This is a genomic window from Burkholderia sp. MSMB1835, from assembly GCF_001526365.1.
Lineage (GTDB): Bacteria > Pseudomonadota > Gammaproteobacteria > Burkholderiales > Burkholderiaceae > Burkholderia.
Genome location: NZ_LOYP01000055.1, coordinates 171,752 through 190,749 on the forward strand (window position 1 = coordinate 171,752; position 18,998 = coordinate 190,749).

Annotated in this window: 14 protein-coding genes; 10 read left to right on the forward strand and 4 right to left on the reverse strand. The window is 68.1% G+C overall.

Annotated elements, in window-relative coordinates:
* Positions 1 to 202: 202 nt before the first annotated feature.
* Positions 203 to 1,087: a MurR/RpiR family transcriptional regulator gene (locus WS96_RS28830; protein WP_034207071.1), complete on the forward strand. Its 885-nt coding sequence runs from the start codon at positions 203 to 205 to the stop codon at positions 1,085 to 1,087.
* Between the two features lie 57 nt (positions 1,088 to 1,144).
* Here WS96_RS28830 and WS96_RS28835 read toward each other — a convergent pair whose 3' ends face one another.
* Positions 1,145 to 2,665, reverse strand: a complete 1,521-nt coding sequence (locus tag WS96_RS28835; protein WP_059837192.1) for a CoA-acylating methylmalonate-semialdehyde dehydrogenase — start codon at positions 2,663 to 2,665, stop codon at positions 1,145 to 1,147.
* 115 nt (positions 2,666 to 2,780) lie between these two features.
* On the opposite strand from WS96_RS28835, the gene WS96_RS28840 reads away from it, so the two are divergent.
* The 7 genes from WS96_RS28840 to WS96_RS28870 all read left to right on the forward strand — a co-directional run bounded on the left by WS96_RS28840 (position 2,781) and on the right by WS96_RS28870 (position 10,157).
* Positions 2,781 to 3,716, forward strand: a complete 936-nt coding sequence (locus WS96_RS28840; protein ID WP_059837194.1) for a LysR family transcriptional regulator — start codon at positions 2,781 to 2,783, stop codon at positions 3,714 to 3,716.
* Positions 3,717 to 3,832: 116 nt separating this feature from the next.
* Positions 3,833 to 4,060 carry a sulfurtransferase TusA family protein gene (locus WS96_RS28845; RefSeq protein WP_006402122.1) on the forward strand — a complete coding sequence of 76 codons (228 nt, stop codon included), beginning with the start codon at positions 3,833 to 3,835 and terminating at the stop codon, positions 4,058 to 4,060.
* Positions 4,061 to 4,346: 286 nt separating this feature from the next.
* Positions 4,347 to 4,766 (forward strand): hypothetical protein, encoded by a 420-nt coding sequence (locus tag WS96_RS28850; RefSeq protein ID WP_034207074.1) that lies wholly within the window; start codon positions 4,347 to 4,349, stop codon positions 4,764 to 4,766.
* A 266-nt stretch (positions 4,767 to 5,032) separates the two neighbouring features.
* Positions 5,033 to 5,737 carry a response regulator transcription factor gene (locus WS96_RS28855; RefSeq protein WP_006490421.1) on the forward strand — a complete coding sequence of 235 codons (705 nt, stop codon included), beginning with the start codon at positions 5,033 to 5,035 and terminating at the stop codon, positions 5,735 to 5,737.
* Entirely contained in the window at positions 5,734 to 7,107 is a 1,374-nt protein-coding gene (locus tag WS96_RS28860) for a FecR family protein (RefSeq protein WP_059837196.1), read from the forward strand. The genes WS96_RS28855 and WS96_RS28860 overlap by 4 nt, the downstream gene beginning before the upstream one ends.
* Before the next feature lie 10 nt (positions 7,108 to 7,117).
* Complete coding sequence (locus WS96_RS28865; protein ID WP_059837198.1) at positions 7,118 to 9,505, forward strand: CHASE2 domain-containing protein; 2,388 nt, start codon at positions 7,118 to 7,120, stop codon at positions 9,503 to 9,505.
* A 37-nt stretch (positions 9,506 to 9,542) separates the two neighbouring features.
* On the forward strand, positions 9,543 to 10,157 hold the full coding sequence (locus tag WS96_RS28870; protein WP_059837200.1) for a DUF4136 domain-containing protein: 615 nt from the start codon (positions 9,543 to 9,545) through the stop codon (positions 10,155 to 10,157).
* Between the two features lie 52 nt (positions 10,158 to 10,209).
* Here the strand turns inward: WS96_RS28870 and galU are convergent, their stop codons facing one another.
* Both galU and WS96_RS28880 read right to left on the reverse strand, forming a co-directional pair.
* Entirely contained in the window at positions 10,210 to 11,094 is an 885-nt protein-coding gene (gene galU / locus WS96_RS28875) for a UTP--glucose-1-phosphate uridylyltransferase GalU (RefSeq protein WP_034207077.1), read from the reverse strand.
* A gap of 87 nt (positions 11,095 to 11,181) precedes the next feature.
* Positions 11,182 to 14,049, reverse strand: coding sequence for a valine--tRNA ligase (locus tag WS96_RS28880; RefSeq protein WP_059837201.1), 2,868 nt, complete (start codon positions 14,047 to 14,049; stop codon positions 11,182 to 11,184).
* A 224-nt stretch (positions 14,050 to 14,273) separates the two neighbouring features.
* Here WS96_RS28880 and WS96_RS28885 point away from each other — a divergent pair, with 224 nt between their 5' ends.
* Both WS96_RS28885 and WS96_RS28890 read left to right on the forward strand, forming a co-directional pair.
* The gene (locus tag WS96_RS28885; RefSeq protein ID WP_034207079.1) at positions 14,274 to 16,637 is read left to right on the forward strand and encodes a UvrD-helicase domain-containing protein; all 2,364 of its coding nucleotides are present in this window, start codon (positions 14,274 to 14,276) and stop codon (positions 16,635 to 16,637) included.
* Positions 16,637 to 17,431, forward strand: coding sequence for a 5'-methylthioadenosine/adenosylhomocysteine nucleosidase (locus tag WS96_RS28890; RefSeq protein WP_373557922.1), 795 nt, complete (start codon positions 16,637 to 16,639; stop codon positions 17,429 to 17,431). The genes WS96_RS28885 and WS96_RS28890 overlap by 1 nt, the downstream gene beginning before the upstream one ends.
* A gap of 69 nt (positions 17,432 to 17,500) precedes the next feature.
* Here WS96_RS28890 and WS96_RS28895 read toward each other — a convergent pair whose 3' ends face one another.
* Positions 17,501 to 18,739 (reverse strand): MFS transporter, encoded by a 1,239-nt coding sequence (locus WS96_RS28895; protein WP_059837205.1) that lies wholly within the window; start codon positions 18,737 to 18,739, stop codon positions 17,501 to 17,503.
* Between the last annotated feature and the right edge of the window lie 259 nt (positions 18,740 to 18,998).

Below are 18,998 nucleotides of genomic sequence, written 5' to 3' on the forward strand. Positions count from 1 at the left end.
GGCCCGTCGACGGCGTTGGACAATCGTTTCCATTCCGGCCGTGGAGCGTGTGCAGGTGATGATCGAGCGCGTGGGAGCGAGCGCGCGGCGCAGGCCGTGCCGCAAACGTGATTAAATTCGCCCTTCATGCATGTCCATAGGTGAGTCCCGGGCGCACCCGCAGGCGGCGCGCGCATCGGGGCCGTCAACTTCGCGCTATCCGATGAGTTCATCCGAGAAACCTCCCGCCACCGTCGAGCAGTTCCTGCAGCATCTGACGCAGGAGTACGACGGTCTCAGCAATCGCCTGAAGGTGATTGCGCGTCACGTGGAAACGCATCGGGACCAGCTTGGGCTGGAAGGCATCCAGTCGCTCGCGGAGGCATGCGGCGTCCAGCCGTCGGCCGTCGTGCGCTTCGCGAAGCACTTCGGCTTCTCCGGGTTCTCCGAGATGCAGCGGCTGTTCCGCGAGGGGCTCGCGCAGCAGATCGCGCCGGGGCGTGCGTACAACCTGCGGCTGCGCGACGTGATCGAAGCCGGCTCGTCGAGCCTGCAGCCCGAACAGATCGCCGACGAATTCATCAAGGGCAGCATTGCCGGGATGCAGCAGTTGCGGCAGACGCTTGATTCGCAGGCGCTCGCGCAGGCCGTGGATTTGCTCGCCGATACGCAGGCGATCTGGATCGCCGGGTCGCGGCGCGCGTTTCCGATCGCCGTGTATCTCGACTATGCGCTGCAGCACACCGACAAGCGGATCGGCCTGTTCAGCGCGCTCGGCAGCATGCATCTCGGCCAGATCCGGTCGGTGCGCGACGGCGACGTGATGATCGCGATTTCGTTCATGCCGTATGCGGACGAGACCGTGCAGGTCGCGCAGCAGGCCGCGCAGCGCGGCGCGCGGCTGATCGCGATCACCGACAGCCGGATGAGCCCGCTCGCGCGGGAGGCGGAAGTGACGCTGATGGTGCAGGACAGCGCGACGTTCGGCTTTCGTGCGCTGACCGCGACGATGGGCCTCGCGCAGAGCCTGTTCGTCGCGCTCGCGTACCGGCTCGAGTTGTCCTATATGCCGACCGCCGACGGCGCGCACGGCACGAAAGCCGGTTGATCGCGACTGCCGGTGCGCTACCCGCCGAACGGATCGGCGGACGGCGCGCCGGCCGGCTTACTTCGCGGTCGGCATCGCGAATTCGGCGCCCTTGCCGATGCTCGACGACCAGCGCTGCATCACCGACTTCTGGCGCGTGTAGAAGCGCACGCCTTCCTCGCCGTACGCGTGCATGTCGCCGAACAGGCTCTTCTTCCAGCCGCCGAAGCCGTGCCAGGCCATCGGCACCGGAATCGGCACGTTGATGCCGACCATGCCGACCTGGATGCGCCGCGCGAATTCGCGCGCGATGCCGCCGTCGCTCGTGAAGCACGACACGCCGTTGCCGAACTCGTGCGCGTTGATCAGGTCGACCGCTTCGCCGAAGTCCTTCACGCGCACGCAGCCGAGCACCGGCCCGAAGATCTCTTCCTTGTAGATCCGCATGTCCGGGCGCACGTGATCGAACAGCGTGCCGCCGGTGAAGAAGCCGGCTTCGCGGCCCGGCACGCGCAGCCCGCGACCGTCGACCACCAGTTGCGCGCCTTCGCTCACGCCTTGCTCGATATAGCCTTCGATGCGCTTGAGCGCGTCGCCGGTGACGATCGGCCCCATCTCGACTTCCGGCGACATCCCGTCGCCGATCACCAGCTTGCGTGCGCGCTCGGCGACCGCCGGCACGATCTTGTCGGCCACGTCGCCGACCAGCACCGCGATGCTGATCGCCATGCAGCGCTCGCCCGCGGAGCCGTATGCGGCGCCGATCAGCGCGTCGACGGCCTGCTCGATGTTCGCGTCGGGCATCACGACGAGGTGGTTCTTCGCGCCGCCGAGCGCTTGTACGCGCTTGCCCGACTGCACCGCGCGCTGCTGCACGTAGGCTGCGATCGGCGTCGAGCCGACGAAGCTGACGGCCTGCACGTCCGGGTGGTCGAGGAGGGCATCGACCGCGCCCTTGTCGCCCTGGATGACGTTGAACACGCCGGCGGGCAGGCCGGCCTGCGTGAGCAGATCGGCGATGAACAGCGCGGCCGACGGGTCGCGCTCGCTCGGCTTCAGCACGAACGTGTTGCCCGTCGCGAGCGCGACCGGGAACATCCAGCACGGCACCATGCACGGGAAGTTGAACGGCGTGATGCCCGCGACGACGCCGAGCGGCTGGCGCATCGTCCAGTTGTCGATGCCGGTGCTGACCTGGTCGGTGAAATCGCCCTTCAGCAGTTGCGGCACGCCGCATGCGAATTCGATGATGTCGATGCCGCGCGCGACTTCGCCCTGCGCATCCGAGAACACCTTGCCGTGCTCGGCCGTGATGATCGCCGCGAGCGTGTCGCGGTGCTCGTTCATCAGTTGCAGGAAGCGGTGCAGCACGCGCGCGCGGCGGATCGGCGGCGTGTCGGCCCAGGCCGGGAACGCCGCACGGGCGGACGCGACGGCGCGCTGCACTTCGTCGTCGCCCGCGAGCGCGACGCGGCGCACCGCGCGGCCGAGCGCCGGATTGAAGACGTCCTGGAAACGGCCGCTGCGGCCGGCGACGGGCGCGCCGTCGATGTAGTGGCCGACGTCGGCGTCGGACGTATAGGCGGGAACCGTGGTCATGCGTGTCTCCTGCGGATGGGAATGGGGGTGAACGGAACCTAGTCTAGGCAAAGCGGCGGGGCGGGAGAAGGCCGCGCAGCTTGATTCACTGTTCAGAATTCTGAATAATCGGCGGATGAATCAGCAAAATGTCCAGGCGCTCTGGCCGCACATCCATTCGCTGACGGTGCTGGCCGCGGCGGGCAGTTTCACGGCTGCCGCGCAGCGGCTCGGCATCAGCAAGGCCGCGATGAGCCAGCGCATCGCCGATCTCGAAAAGGCGGCCGGCGTGCCGCTCGTGCGGCGCACCACGCGCAGCGTGCGGCTCACCGATGCGGGCCAGACGCTCGTCGACAGCACGCGCGACGCGTTCGAGTCGATCGGCCAGCATTTCGCACGGGTGAAGGATCTCGCCGGCGAGCCGCGCGGGCTGCTCCGCCTGACGGTGCCGGTCGCGCTCGGGCGCCAGCAGATCGTGCCGCACCTGCCCGATTTTCTGCGCCAGCATCCGGGCGTACAGATCGAGCTCGACCTGTCCGACCGGCTGCATTCGCTGACGCAGGAGGGCTTCGATCTCGCGATCCGCCATACGACCACGGCGCCGCAGACCCATGTCGCGTGGAAGCTGTGCGACACGCGTTCGCTGCTGGTCGCGAGCCGCGACTATCTCGACACGCGCGGCGAGCCGCGCCACCCGAGCGAACTCGTCGATCACAGCTGCCTGTGCTACCTGCGCGAGCACGAGCCGGCCGCGTGGAGCTTCGAGCCGGACGGCCGCCGGCGCCAGCGCGTGAGCGTGCCGGTGCGCGGCAGTTTCGCGGCGAACAACAGCGAGGCGATGCGCGAGGCCGCGCTCGGCGGGCTCGGCATCGCGCTGCTGCCCGATTTCAGCGCGCGGCGCGATCTCGACGCCGGCCGGCTCGTCGCGCTGCTCGACGGCTGGCGGCCGTCGGGCGCGTTCGGCGACCACATTTTCGCGATCCGCCCGTACAGCCCGGTCGTGCCGAGCGCGGTGCGCGCGCTCGTGCGGCACCTGCGCGAGCGGCTCGCGGGCGGCTTCTCCGGCGCGTGAGCCGGGCGGCGGCGGGCGCCGGGCCGTGGGCGGGCCGGGCAGGCGCGGCGGCGCTGCGGTAAAATCGCGGCTTCCCTCCGCGCCGTGTGGGCGCGTCATTCGAAGGTCGACAGCCGATGCAGATTCACAAGGAAGTGGACGCGCGCGGGCTCAATTGCCCGTTGCCGATCCTGCGTGCCAAGAAAGCGCTTGCCGATATGGAAAGCGGGCAGATCCTCAAGGTGCTCGCGACCGATCCGGGCTCGCAGCGCGATTTCGCCGCGTTCGCGAAGCAGACGGGCAACGAGATCGTCGAATCGACGACCCAGGACAAGACCTTCGTGTTCCTGATGCGTCGCCGCTGAAGGCGCGCATCGGACGTCCCGCCGCGCCATGCTCCCGGCCGCCGCGCCTGGCTGACCGCGCTTTGCCGACCCGCTAGCCGGCCCGCTTAGCCCGCCGCACCTGGCCGGCCGCCCTTGACCGGCCGGTTCCGCGCCTCTCTGACAATTCTTAAACCTCGTTGCGTGACCGGCTGCGTATACTGACGCGGCCGGTCGTCCGCTCCCAGCGGAGGCGCCGGCCACGGTACGTCGCACGGCGGGCTCGGGGGCCATGCCTGACGCTACCGTCGTACAACGGGGAGAGGACATGTCCTTCAGACCAGGGACCCTTCGAAGTCCGTCCGGAGCGGAAAGCATTGCGCCCGTGCGCACCTCGGAATTGAACCGGATCGAGCTCGATCCGCAACAGGACCGCCACGCGCGTGCCGCGCTGGAAGCCTACGCGGATTCGGCCGCGGCCGAGATGCCGTGGCTGGCCGAGTGGCTCGACGAGCGGCTGCGCGATGCCGCGCGCGACGACGGCGCGGGCCCGACCTACTGCGGTGCGACGATCGAACGCGTGTTCGATCTGGCGCAGGCATGGGCGGCAGGCCAGCCCGACTATGCGGCCGGCGCATGGGAGCGCGTGCGCGACCAGTTGCAGCGGATGCTCGCGCAACGGCCGTCGCCGCGCGTGCCGACAGACGATTTTGCCGAGCCGGTGGCCGGCATCGCGGGCGCCGAATAGGCGTCCGGTTGCGCAGCAGAAAGGATTATTCGAAGAAAGGGCGATAGTCCGCGCAATTTCTTGGCGAATTTCATACTACTATGATGAAATCGCCGGTTCGTCCGTGCCCCGTTTTTGAGATATTTGGCCGGGGTCGCCAATTTGCGCAGGAGGCGCGAGCGGCGAACGACGGCTCGCCGGCCGGTATCCGGCGTCGCGCGCAGGCTGCGCGGCCGGGGCAGGCGCGGGAGCCGAATGGACGGATCGACTTCGATTTGCGGGGTGCTATGAGAATTGCTGTACTGGATGACGATCCGGCCCAGACGGATTTCGTCAGTCAAACGCTGACGGCCGTCGGCCACACGTGCTATGCGTTCAAGGAAGGCAAGGCCCTGAAGAAGCGCCTGCAGCGCGAGACGTTCGATCTGCTGGTGCTCGACTGGAACGTGCCCGACATGTCCGGCGAGGAAGTGCTCAAGTGGGTGCGCGCCAACCAGACCGAGCACAGCCTGCCGATCATCTTCATGACGAGCCGCGACGACGAGGCGGGGATCACGCAGATCCTCAACGCCGGCGCCGACGATTACGTGGTCAAGCCCGTGTCGGGCCCGATCCTGCGCGCGCGCATCGGCTCGCTGCTGCGCCGCGCGTATCCGGTCAACGCCGAGGCGACCGTCCGCGAATTCGATCAGTTCCGTTTCGACGTGAACCTGAAGCAGGCGTACGTCGGCGACAAGGCCGTGAGCCTCACGCAAAAGGAATTCGAGCTCGCGCTGCTGCTGTTCCAGCATCTCGATCGGCCGCTGTCGCGCGCGCACATTCTCGACCTCGTGTGGAAGCAGGCGACCGACATTCCGTCGCGCACGATGGATACGCATATTTCGATGCTGCGCACGAAGCTCGGCCTGCGGCCCGAAAACGGCTACCGTCTCGCGCCGATCTACGGGTACGGCTACCGGCTCGAACGGGTCGGCCAGGGGGAACCGGAGTGACCGCGCGAATCACGCAGCGTACGGCGGGTCTGTGCACGGCGGCACTGCGCGCGGCCTGCGCGGTCGCGTTCGCGTTCGCCGCGCAGCAGGCCGCGGCGCAGCCGCCCGCCGCCGCGGGCAAGATGGTCGTCTATCGCACGCAGGCGGGCGACACGCTGTACGACGTCGCCACGCGCTACCTGCAGGGCGCGGACGACTGGCAACTGCTCCAGCAGATCAACGGCGTGCCGGCGCCGAAGCGCCTGCAGCCCGGCGTCGCGCTGAAGCTGCCGGTCGCGCGGCTGCGCAAGGAAAAGCTCACCGCCCGCGTGATCGCGGTGCAGGGCACGGCCGAGCGCACGTCGGGCGCCACGTCCGGCACCCCGTTCGCGCCGCTCGCGAACGATGCGACGCTCGCCGAGGGCGACCGCGTGCGCACCGGCCCGAACGGCTTCGTGACGATCGAGCTGGCCGACGGCACGCACATGAGCCTGCCGCCCGACAGCCAGCTCGAGCTGAAGTCGCTGCGTCGCACGGTGCTGACCGGCACGCTCGATCGCGAGTTCGAACTCACGCGCGGCTCGGTCGACAGCGAAGTCACCCACCTGAAGAAGCGCGACGATCGCTTCCAGATCCGCTCGCCGTCGGTCGTCGCCGGCGTGCGCGGCACGCGCTTTCGCGTGAACTACGACGCGGCCGGCACCGCGTCGACGCGCGTCGAAGTGCTCGACGGCACCGTCGGCGTCGCGGGCGGCCGGCAGCCGGCCGGCGCGACGCTCGTGCATGCGAACTTCGGCAGCGTCGCGACGTCGTCCGGCGCGGTCGGCGCACCCGTCGAACTGCTGGGCGCGCCCACGCTCGCGCATCCCGACAAGGTGCAGGACGAGCCCGACGTCGCCTTCGACGTCACGCCGCTCGCGCAGGCGCATGCGTATCGCGTGCAGCTCGCGCACGACGCGGGGCTGCTCGACCTGTTCCGCGAAACGCGTACCGATTCGCCGCACGCGGTGTTCCGCGACGTGCCGAACGGGAATTACTTCGTGCGGATCGCCGCGATCGATGCGAACGGCCTCGAGGGGCAGCCGCGCACCTATGCGTTCGAACGCCGCGTGATGGGGCTCGACGCGAGCGCGTCGCAGGGCGCGGGCGGTTACGAGTTCCGCTGGTCGCCGAACGGGTCGGGCAAGAATGCGCGTTACCGGTTCGTGCTGTCGCGTTCGAAGGACCTGAGCGCGCCGGTCGTCGACCAGGTCGGCCTGCACGCGCGCCAGATCACCGTCGCGCACCTGCCGGCGGGCGACTACTTCTGGGCCGTGACCGTCGAGGAATTCGAAGGCGGCAAGTTCTACGAGAAGACCAGTCCGGTCAGCGCGTTCACGTTGTCGCGCTGACCCGCGGCGCATGAAACCCGACTCCGTTTCTCCGCGGCGGCGGCTCGGCCGCCGCTTCCTGATCGAGTGGATCGCGATCGGCTGCCTCGGGATCGCGGTGATCCTCGCGTGCGCGCTCGGCCGCCTGTCGTCGAGCGTCGACGGGTTGATCTACGACCGGCTGCTGATGCTGCGCAGCCTGCCGCTGTCGCCCGACGTGGTGGTGGTCGACATCGACAACCAGAGCGTGTCCGCGCTCGGCCGCTGGCCGTGGCCGCGCGACGTGCATGCGCGGTTGCTCGACACGCTCGCGCGCGCGCAGCCGGCCGCCGTCGTCTACGACGTGCTGTTTACCGAGCCGTCGTCCGAGGATCGCACGTTCGCGGACGCGATGAGCCGCGTGCCGACCTTCCTGCCGGTGCTGTTGAGCCCCGAGCAGCCGGACGGCACGCGATCGGTCGATCCGCCTGTCGCCGCGCTCGCCGCGCGCGCGACGGGGCTCGGCCATATCAATCTCGAAGTCGATCGCGACGGCATCGTGCGCAGCGTCGCGCTGTTCGAAAGCGACGGCCGCGTGCGCTGGCCGCAACTGATGGTGCCCGTCTACCGCGCGATCCAGGCCGGCCGGCTGCACCCGGTCGGCGGCATGCCCGGCGCGAACGCGCACGACCTGTCGCGCGATGCGGCCGGCGACGGCCGCTACCTGATTCCGTTCAGCCGCAATACGCCCGCGTATCCGACGCTGTCGTTCGACGACGTGCTCGAAGGGCGCGTGAAGCCCGACGCGCTGCGCGGCAAGATCGTCGTCGTCGGCGTGACGGCCTCGGGGCTGTACGATCGCTTCGCGACGCCGGTGTCCGGCGAGTTCGGCCCGCTGGCCGGCGTGTATATCCATGCGAACGTGCTCGACATGCTGGCGACCGGCAGCGCGATCTCGCCCGCGTCGCGCACGGGATTGTTCGTCGCGTCGCTGCTGCCGCTCGCCGTGTTGCTGGGCGGCTTCCTGATGCTGTCGCCGTGGCGCGCGCTGCTGCTGACGCTGAGCCTTGCCGCGCTGGCCGTGATCGCGAGCATGGCGCTGCTGTTCGAGGCGCGCATCTGGCTGACGCCGGCGCCCGCGATCTTCGGGTTGATCGCCGTCTACCCGATCTGGAACTGGCGGCGGCTGGAAATGACGATGTCGTACCTGCGCCGCGAGCTGCAGCGGCTTGCCGACGAGCCGCACCTGTTGCCCGAGGCGCCGCGCACGCGCAGCGTCGGCGGCGACGTGCTCGAGCGGCAGATGGCGCTGATGGCGCAGGCCGCGCAGCGCGTGCAGGACATGAAGCGCTTCGTGTGGGACAGCCTCGACAGCATGCCCGAGCCGATCTTCGTGACCGACCTCGCCGGCACCGTGCTGATCGCGAACCACGCGGCGAAACGCTACGGGTCGCGGCTCTCGCTGCCGTTGCCGGAAGGGCGGCCGCTGCGCACCGCGCTCGGCGAGCTGACGTTCATGAAGACCGTCGACGGCAACGCCGAGCACGACGCGGCGATCCGCGAGCGCTGGCCGGCCGCGCTCGACCCGACGCTCGAGGCCGAGCACGACGCGATGGCGCGCGGCATCGAGGTGCGCGATCGCGACGGGCTCGACCATCTGCTACGCTACGCGGCATGTACGAACGCGCAAGGGCGCGTGACGGGCTGGATCGCCGGCCTCGTCGACGTGACCGACCTGCATGCGGCCGAACGGCATCGCGAGGAGGCGCTGCACCTGCTGTCGCACGACATGCGTTCGCCGCAGTCGTCGATCCTGGCGCTGGTCGAGATCGAGCGCGATCGCGTCGAGAGCGACGCGATGCGCGGCCTGCTCGCGCGGATCGAGCGCTATGCGCACCGCGCGCTGTCGCTCGCCGACGAGTTCGTGCAACTGGCGCGCGCCGAGTCGCAGGCGTACCAGCTCGAGGTGACGAGCCTCGTCGACGTGCTGATCGATGCGAGCGACGAGGTGTGGCCGCAGGCGCAGGCCAAGCACATTCGCGTCGAGTCCGACGTGGGCGCCGACATGTGCTGGGTGCGCGCGGATCGCTCGCTGATCACGCGCGCGTTCGTGAACCTGTTGAACAATGCGGTCAAATACAGTCCGTCCGACACGGTGATCACGTGTACGCTGACGGTCGAGCACGCATCGAAGCGGATGTTCTGTACGATTCGCGATCAGGGGTACGGCATTGCGCCGGAAGATCAGCGGCATCTGTTCGAGCGTTTCAAGCGATTCCATGCCGGCGAGCGGCCCGACATCCCGGGTTCCGGGCTCGGCATGGCGTTCGTGAAGACGGTCGTCACGCGCCATGGGGGCAGCGTGTCGGTCGACAGCGAAGTGGGTGTCGGCACCGCGGTGACGGTGTCGCTGCCCGCGATCGACGAGCCGTCCGCCTGACAGGGCCGGGCGCGGCGGCAGGCATTTGGGGAAAGCCATGAGAAAGCAATGGGCAGCGACCGCGCTGGCGGCGTCGCTGTTGACGGGTTGCGCCGGCGTGACGAGCGGCGTGAGCGCGGTCGGGCAGCCGAATGCATTTGCATCCGGCGCGCACGGCTACGATTTCGTGCGGACGGCCGCGCAGCGGGACGACGCCGAGTACCGGCAGATCGAGTCGCTCGTACGCGACGAACTCGCGCGCCGCGGCTTCGATGCGCAGCCGCTCAAGGACGCGCGTTACCGGCTGTCGATCGCGTATGCGACGCAGCCGGCGGCGGTCGCGGCGAGCGCCGACCTGTGCGGCGCGGCCAGCAGCGCATGCGTGACGGTCGACGGGCCGGCGCCGTTCGCGCTGCCGTTCGCGGGCAAGGTTTACCGTCACGTGCTGACGCTGCGTTTCGTCGATGCGCAATCGGGCGCCGACGTCTATCGCGTGTCGGCGTCGCTGCGCGACCGCGATCCGGGTACGCAGCAGGCCGCCCCGGCGCTCGTCAGGAGCGCGCTGGCGAAGCTGCCGTTCGGTGACGGCGGCGGCTGGCTGGTCAAGACGAAAAAAGACGACGCGGGCGGGATGCCGGGCGTCGTCTCGGTGAAGCCGGCCGACGCGCGCTGAGCGGTGGCCGGGAGGTAAGGGCGAGTCCGTCGGGGGCGCGCCCTTGCCGCGTTCAGACGGCGGGTTGGGCGCCGTCGCGCGTGCGCAGGTACGTATCGAATTCCGCACCGACTTCCGGGTGGCGCAGCGCGAATTCGACCGTCGCCTTCAGGTAGCCGAGCTTGCTGCCGCAGTCGTAGCGCGTGCCCTGGTACTTGTAGGCCAGCACCTGTTCGTCGGCGAGCAGCGCCTGGATCGCGTCGGTGAGCTGCAGTTCGCCGCCCGCGCCGGGCTTGAGCGCGCGCAGGTGCTCGAAGATCCGCGGCTTCAGGATGTAGCGGCCGACCACGCCGAGGTTCGACGGCGCGACTTCCGGCGCCGGCTTCTCGACGATCGCCGACATCTTGACGATCGACTCTTCCCATTCCTTGCCGTCGACGATCCCGTACGACTTCGTCTCCGACGGCGGGATCTCTTCGACGCCGATCACCGAGCTGTGATAGTGGTCGAACACGTCGACCATCTGCTTCATCACCGGCGGATTGCCGTCGAGCAGGTCGTCGGCGAGGATCACCGCGAACGGATTGTCGGCGACGAGCTTTTCCGCGCACAGCACCGCGTGGCCGAGGCCGAGCGCTTCCGGCTGGCGCACGTAGAAGCAGTCGACATGGCTCGGCTTGATGCTGCGCACGAGTTCGAGCAGCTTTTCCTTGCCGCGCGCCTCGAGTTCGGCCTCGACTTCGTACGACTTGTCGAAGTGATCCTCGATCGCGCGCTTGCTGCGCCCGGTCACGAAGATCATCTCGGTGATGCCCGCGGCGATCGCTTCCTCGACCGCGTACTGGATCAGCGGCTTGTCGACGACCGGCAGCATTTCCTTCGGGCTCGCCTTCGTTGCCGGCAGGAACCGCGTGCCGAGACCGGCAACGGGGAATACCGCCTTGGTGACTTTCAACATGATCGAACCTTTATTCCTGTAATCGACTTGTCAGACGGTCTATGTTCACGTTCGCATTATAGTGAACGCAAACGACCTTACCGTTTGTTACGCAGGCAACCGATCGAGTTGCGCGCGCAGTTTTTCGAGCGTGCTCTGGAATTCCGCGACGCGTTTCTGCTCCTGTTCGACCACGGCCGGCGGCGCTTTCGCGACGAAAGCCTCGTTGCCGAGCTTCGCGTTGCATTTCGCGATCTCGCCCGTCAGGCGCGTGATTTCCTTCGACAGGCGCTCGCGTTCGGCCGCGACGTCGATTTCCACCTTCAGCACCAGCTTGTTCGGGCCGACGATCGCGATCGGCGCGCCGTGCGCTTGCTGGTCGAGCGCCGCTTCGTCCGCGAGGATCTGCACTTCCGACAGGCGCGCGAGCGCCTGCACGTACGGCGCGAACGAGCGCAGGCGCTCGGCGTCGCCGGCGGCCAGCAGCGGCACCTTGGTGGCCGGCGACAGGTTCATCTCGCCGCGCAGGTTGCGGCATGCGTCGACGATCGCCTTCAGGTCGGCCGCCCACTGCTCGGACGCCTCGTCGATCTTCTGCAGGTTCGCGACCGGATACGCCTGCGTCATCAGCGACGCTTCGCCCTCGGCCTTGCCTTGCGGATAGCGGCCGGCGAGCGGCGCGACCTTCTGCCAGAGCGCTTCGGTGATGAACGGGATGATCGGGTGCGCGAGGCGCAGCACCGTTTCCAGCACGCGCAGCAGCGTGCGGCGCGTCGCGCGCTGCTGTTCCGGCGTGCCGTTCTGGATCTGGACCTTCGCGAGTTCGAGATACCAGTCGCAGTACTCGTCCCACACGAACTTGTAGATGCTGGTCGCGATGTTGTCGAAGCGGTAGTCGGCGAAACCCTTCGCGATGTCGGCTTCGGTGCGCTGCAGCAGCGACACGATCCAGCGGTCGGCCGCCGAGAAGTCGAGATAGCCGCCGGGGCCGCAGTCGCCCGCGCCGCACACTTCCGGCTTGTCGTTGCCGCAGTCGTGGCCTTCGCAGTTCATCAGCACGAAGCGCGTCGCGTTCCACAGCTTGTTGCAGAAGTTGCGATAGCCTTCGCAGCGCGCGAGGTCGAAGTTCACGTTACGGCCGAGCGTCGCCATCGACGCCATCGTGAAGCGCAGCGCGTCGGTGCCGAACGCGGGGATGCCGTCCGGGAATTCCTTGCGCGTCTTCTTCTCGATCGTCGCCGCCTGCTTCGGGTTCATCAGGCCCGTCGTGCGCTTCGCGACCAGCGTTTCGAGGTCGATGCCGTCGACGATGTCGATCGGGTCGAGCGTGTTGCCCTTGCTCTTCGACATCTTCTGGCCTTCCGCGTCGCGCACGAGGCCGTGCACGTAGACGGTATGGAACGGCACCTTGCCCGTGAAGTGCGTGGTCATCATCACCATCCGGGCGACCCAGAAGAAGATGATGTCGAAGCCGGTGACGAGCACCGACGATGGCAGGAAGTGCTGCAGTTCGGGCGTTTCGTTCGGCCAGCCGAGCGACGAGAACGGCACGAGCGCCGACGAGAACCACGTGTCGAGCACGTCCTCGTCGCGCTTGAGCGCGCCGGTGTAGCCCTTTGCGGCGGCCTGCGCGCGCGCGTCTTCCTCGTTGCGCGCGACGAACACCTCGCCGTTCTCGCCGTACCACGCCGGAATCTGGTGGCCCCACCACAGCTGGCGCGAAATACACCAGTCCTGGATGTTCTCGAGCCACTGGTAGTAGGTGGTCGTCCAGTTCTCCGGCACGAACTTGATCCGGCCGTCGCGCACCACGTCGAGCGACGTCTCGGTGATCGACTTGCCCGGATTGAACGTGCCTTCCGGCGCCGGCTTCGTCATCGCGACAAACCACTGGTCGGTCAGCATCGGCTCGATCACGACGCCCGTGCGGTCGCCGCGCGGCACCATCAGCTTGTGCGGCTTCACGGAGTCGAGGAAGCCCTGCGCGTCGAGGTCGGCCACGATTGCCTTGCGCGCGTCGAAGCGGTCGAGGCCGCGATACTGCTCGGGGCCGTTGTCGTTGATCTTCGCGTCGAGCGTCAGGATCTCGATCGGCGCGAGATTATGGCGCAGGCCGACCTGGTAGTCGTTGAAATCGTGCGCGGGCGTGACCTTCACGACGCCGGTGCCGAACTCGCGATCGACGTAGTCGTCGGCGATCACCGGGATCTCGCGGCCCGTCAGCGGCAGCGTCACGCGCTTGCCGATCAGGTGCGCGTAGCGCTCGTCTTCCGGGTGCACCATCACGGCGACGTCGCCGAGCATCGTCTCGGGGCGCGTGGTGGCGACCGTGAGCGAGCCCGAACCGTCGACGAGCGGGTAGCGGATGTGCCACAGGTGGCCGTTTTCCTCTTCGCTCGCGACTTCGAGATCCGACACCGCGGTGAGCAGCACCGGATCCCAGTTGACGAGGCGCTTGCCGCGGTAGATCAGGCCCTGTTCGTAGAGCGTGACGAACACGTCGCGTACGGCGGCCGACATCTTGTCGTCCATCGTGAAATATTCGCGCGACCAGTCGGTCGACGCGCCGAGGCGGCGGACCTGGCCGGTGATCGTCGAACCGGATTGCTGCTTCCATTCCCACACGCGCTCGACGAACTTCTCGCGGCCGAGGTCGTGGCGCGACACGCCCTGCGCGTCGAGCTGGCGTTCGACGACGATCTGGGTGGCGATGCCCGCGTGGTCGGTGCCGGGCACCCACAGCGTGTTCTCGCCGAGCATCCGGTGGTAGCGCGCGAGGCCGTCCATGATCGTCTGGTTGAACGCGTGGCCCATGTGCAGCGTGCCCGTCACGTTCGGCGGCGGCAACTGGATCGCGAAATCGGGACGGGACGGATCGAATGCCGGGGCGGCATAGCCGCGTTTTTCCCACTCCGGCCCCCATTGGGACTCGATGGTATGGGGCTCGAAGCTCTTCGCAAGCGTGTTGTCGCTCATGTTGGAAATCTGCCGAAAAATGCGTGAATTGGATGCCGAATCTGACAATTATAAATGGATGCCCATCGGCCAGCCATCGCGCAGCCGGCGCGGGCCGGTCGGGGCGCGGCCGCAACGTGCCCGCACTGCGCGTGCGACGGGCGGCCGAACGGATCGGAAACGGTATCGCGCGGCCGACTTATAATGGCGGGTCCGCATTTTTCTCGCCCGTCAGCTGCCGCTCCATGCCCGATCTGCTCGCCAATCTGAACCCCGAACAACTCGCCGCCGTCACGTTGCCGAACGAACCGGCGCTGATCCTCGCAGGGGCGGGCAGCGGCAAGACCCGCGTGCTGATCACGCGTATCGCCTGGCTGATCCAGCAGGGCTATGCGTCGCCGCCCACCGTGCTCGCCGTCACCTTCACGAACAAGGCCGCGCGCGAGATGATGGCGCGCCTGTCGGCGATGATGCCGATCGACACGCGCGGGATGTGGATCGGCACGTTCCACGGCCTGTGCAACCGGATGCTGCGCACGCACTGGCGCGATGCCGGCCTGCCGCAGACCTTCCAGATCCTCGACACGGCCGACCAGCTGTCCGCGATCAAGCGGCTGATGAAGGCGGCGAACGTCGACGACGAAAAGTACCCGCCGAAGAACGTCCAGTACTTCATCAACAACGCGAAGGAGCAGGGGCTGCGCCCGGACAAGGTCGACGCGACCGACAACTTCAACCGCAAGTTCGTCGAGCTGTACCAGGCGTACGACCAGCAGTGCCAGCGCGAAGGCGTCGTCGATTTCCCCGAGCTGCTGCTGCGCTGCTACGAGCTGCTCGCGTACAACGCGCCGCTACGCGCGCACTATCAGGCGCGCTTCCGGCACATCCTCGTCGACGAGTTCCAGGACACCAACAAGCTGCAGTACGCGTGGCTCAAGATGCTCGCCGGCGGCGAGAACGCGATCTTCGCGGTCGGCGACGACGACCAGTCGATCTACGCATTCCGCGGCGCGAACGTCGGCAACATGCGCGACTTCGAAGACGAATTCCGCGTGCGCAACCTGATCAAGCTCGAGCAGAACTACCGGTCGCACGGCAACATCCTCGACGCGGCGAACCAGCTGATCTCGAACAACGCGCACCGCCTCGGCAAGAACCTGCGCACCGATGCCGGCCACGGCGAGCCCGTGCGCGTGTACGAAGCCAGCACCGATTCGCAGGAGGCCGGCTGGATCGTCGAGGAGATCCGTTCGCTGATCAACACCGGGATGGCGCGCAGCGAAGTGGCCGTCCTGTACCGCAGCAACGCGCAGTCGCGCTCGATCGAGCACACGCTGATGTCGTCGGGCATTCCGTACCGCGTGTACGGCGGCCTGCGCTTTTTCGAGCGGCAGGAAGTGAAGCACGCGCTCGCCTACCTGCGCCTGATCGACAACCCGAACGACGACACGGCATTCGCGCGCGTCGTCAATTTTCCGACCCGCGGGATCGGCGCGCGCTCGGTCGAGCAACTGGCCGACGCCGCGCGCCTGTACGGCTGCTCGATGGCCGCCGCGATTCCGTACGTGACCGGCAAGGCCGGCACGAGCCTCGGCGGGTTCGCGAACCTGATCGCGAAGATGCGCGCCGACACGCAGCACATGAACCTGCCCGACACCGTCGAGCACATCGTGCGCGCGAGCGGCCTCGCCGATTTCTACCAAGGCGAGCGCGAAGGCCAGGATCGCCTCGAGAACCTGCAGGAACTCGTGAACGCGGCCACCGCGTTCATCGCCGAGGAAGGCTACGGGCTCGACACGCCGGCCCGCTCGATCCCGCTGCGCGCGGGCGCGATCGCGGCGCCCGAGCTGAGCGCCGCGACGGACGATCCGGCGCTCGACGTGCTCGATCCGGCGTCGCCCGCCGACCCCGCGCAGAATCCCGATACGATGACGCCGCTCGCGGGCTTTCTGTCGCACGCGTCGCTGGAGGCCGGCGACAACCAGGCGCAGGCCGGCCAGGACGCCGTGCAACTGATGACGGTGCACGCGGCGAAGGGGCTCGAGTTCTCGGCCGTGTTCATCACGGGGCTCGAGGAGGGGCTGTTCCCGCACGAGAACAGCGTGCTCGAATCGGACGGCCTCGAGGAAGAGCGCCGGCTGATGTACGTCGCGATCACGCGCGCGAAGGAGCGGCTCTACCTGTCGTTCGCGCAAAGCCGGATGCTGCACGGCCAGACCCGCTACAACGTGCGCTCGCGCTTCTTCGACGAACTGCCGGAGCACGTGCTGAAGTGGTTGACGCCGAAGGTCGAGGCCGGGTCGCGTTGGGGCGGCCGGTCGGACAATGCCGGTTACGGGCGCGACTGGTTCGCGCGGCCGGGCGGCGGCAGTCGCGAGCAGATCGTCGATGCGGCCGTGTCCGCGCCGCTGCCGGCGTTCGCGGACAAGCAGCGCGCGGCCGACGCCGGCTTCCGGGTCGGCCAGCAGGTGTTCCATACGAAATTCGGCGAAGGCACGGTGACCGCGCTCGAAGGCAACGGCACCGATGCGAAGGCGCAGGTGAAGTTCAAGCGCCACGGCGAGAAATGGCTCGCGCTCGCGGTCGCGAAACTGCAGGCGGTGGAATGATGGGCGTCGACATGGCCGTTACGCCTGCCGCGCGGCCGCTCGGCATTCTGGCCGCGCTGCCCGAGGAACTCGGCGACCTGATCGCCGCGATGCGCGCCGACGGCGCGATGAAGACGGTCACGCTCGGCCGCCGCGATTATCACGTCGGCACCGTGCACGGTGCGGCCTGCGTCGTCACGCTCGCGCGGGTCGGCAAGGTCGCGGCCGCCGCGACGGTCAGCGCGCTGATCCACGTGTTCGGCGTGTCGGGCGTCGTGTTCACCGGCGTCGCGGGCGGCGTGTCGCGCACGGTACGGGTCGGCGACGTCGTCGTGGCCGATACGCTGCTGCAGCACGATCTCGACGCGTCGCCGCTGTTTCCGCGCTACGAGGTACCGCTGCTCGGCATCACGCGCTTCGCGACCGACGCGGCGCTGACGGCGCGCCTGAAGGCCGCATGCGCGCTGTTCGTCGAAGAAGAGGGCGCGCAGTTCGCCGAGCGCTTCGGGCTGGCCGGCGCGACGCTACACGGCGGGTTGATCATCAGCGGCGACCGCTTCGTGTCGAGCGAGCGGGAAGTCGTCGCGCTGCGCGACGCGCTGCCGGACGCGCTCGCGGTCGAGATGGAAGGCGCGGCGATCGCGCAGGTATGCGCGGAACACGACGTGCCGTTCGCGCTCGTGCGCACGATCTCCGACACGGCCGACGACCACGCGACGCAGTCGTTCTCGCACTTCCTGTCGGCGATCGCGAGCAGCTATTCGTCCGGCATTCTCGAGCGTTTCCTGACGCTGCATGCGACGACGGCGGCCTGAAGCCGCCGTCGAATCCGCCGTTCGTACCATTCGACAGGCCGCGGCTTGCACGCCGCGGCCTGTCGTTCGTCATGCCTTCTTGCGCCGGCTGCTTTCGAGGTTCGGCAGGAACACCGTCAGCACGCCGATCAGCGGCAGGAACGAGCACACCTTGTAGACGAACGGGATGCTCGTCGCGTCCGCGAGCTGGCCGAGCACGGCCGCGCCGACGCCGCCCAGGCCGAACGCGAAGCCGAAGAACAGGCCCGCGACCATCCCGACCTTGCCGGGCATCAGCTCCGTCGCATAGACGAGGATCGCGGCGAACGCCGACGCCAGCACGACGCCGATGATCACGGTCAGCACGCTCGTCCAGAACAGGTTCGCGTACGGCAGCAGCATCGTGAACGGCGCGACGCCGAGGATCGACACCCAGATCACGTACTTGCGGCCGATCCGGTCGCCGACCGGCCCGCCGATCAGCGTGCCGGCCGCCACCGCCGCGAGGAACACGAACAGGTGGATCTGCGCGGCCTGCACCGACAGGTGGAACTTGTCGATCAGATAGAACGTGAAATAACTGTTGATGCTCGCGAGGTAGAAGTACTTCGAGAACACGAGCAGCACCAGCACGCCGATCGCGCCCATCACGCGGCCGCGCGACAGCGTCGGGTGGCCGGCCGACGCGGCCTTCTTCTTCATCGACGGATGCTTCTTGTACCAGTGGCCGATCTGCGTGAGCACGATCATCGCGACGAGCGCGGCCGCCGAGAACCACGCGATGCTGTGCTGGCCGTGCGGAATGATCACGAGCGCGGCGAGCAGCGGCCCGAGCGCCGAGCCTGCATTGCCGCCCACCTGGAACACCGACTGCGCGAGCCCGTGCTGGCCGCCCGACGCCATCCGCGCGACCCGCGACGATTCGGGGTGGAACACCGACGAGCCGCAGCCGACGAGCGCGGCGGCCACCAGCAGCATCGGGAAATTCGACGCCGCCGACATCAGCAGCAGCCCCGCGAGCGTGAAGCCCATGCCGACCGGCAGCGAATACGGCTTCGGACGCTTGTCGGTATAGAGGCCGACGAGCGGCTGCAGCAGCGACGCGGTGATCTGGTAGGTGAGCGTGATCAGGCCGATCTGCGCGAACGACAGCGCGAACTGGCTCTTGAGCATCGGGTAGATCGCGAGGATCAACGACTGGATCATGTCGTTGAGCATGTGCGAGAAGCTGATCGCGCCGAGCACCGGATAGACGGTGCGGGCGACGGGCGGGGCGGACGGCTGGGCGGCGGCTGCGCCGGTGGCGCCGGAGTCGAGGCTGGTTTCCATGAGAGCTGAACGAGTTGAGGTGGCTGGCGCGCTCTGTTGGGGATCGGCGCGTTCTGGATCGTTGCTGCGTCAAAGAAGTGTAATGTGGCGTATCGAGAATGTCAGGCCAAGTTTTGTCGCGAATCGGACATTCATGTGACGGATCGGCCGGTGCGTACTTTTTTGAACGGGTATAACGCTGGCGGCGTGTCGGCCCGTCAGCGGCGGCGCGCCGGGGCCGGGTGGTGTTTTACCGGACTCAAGAAACGGCGGTGGCGGC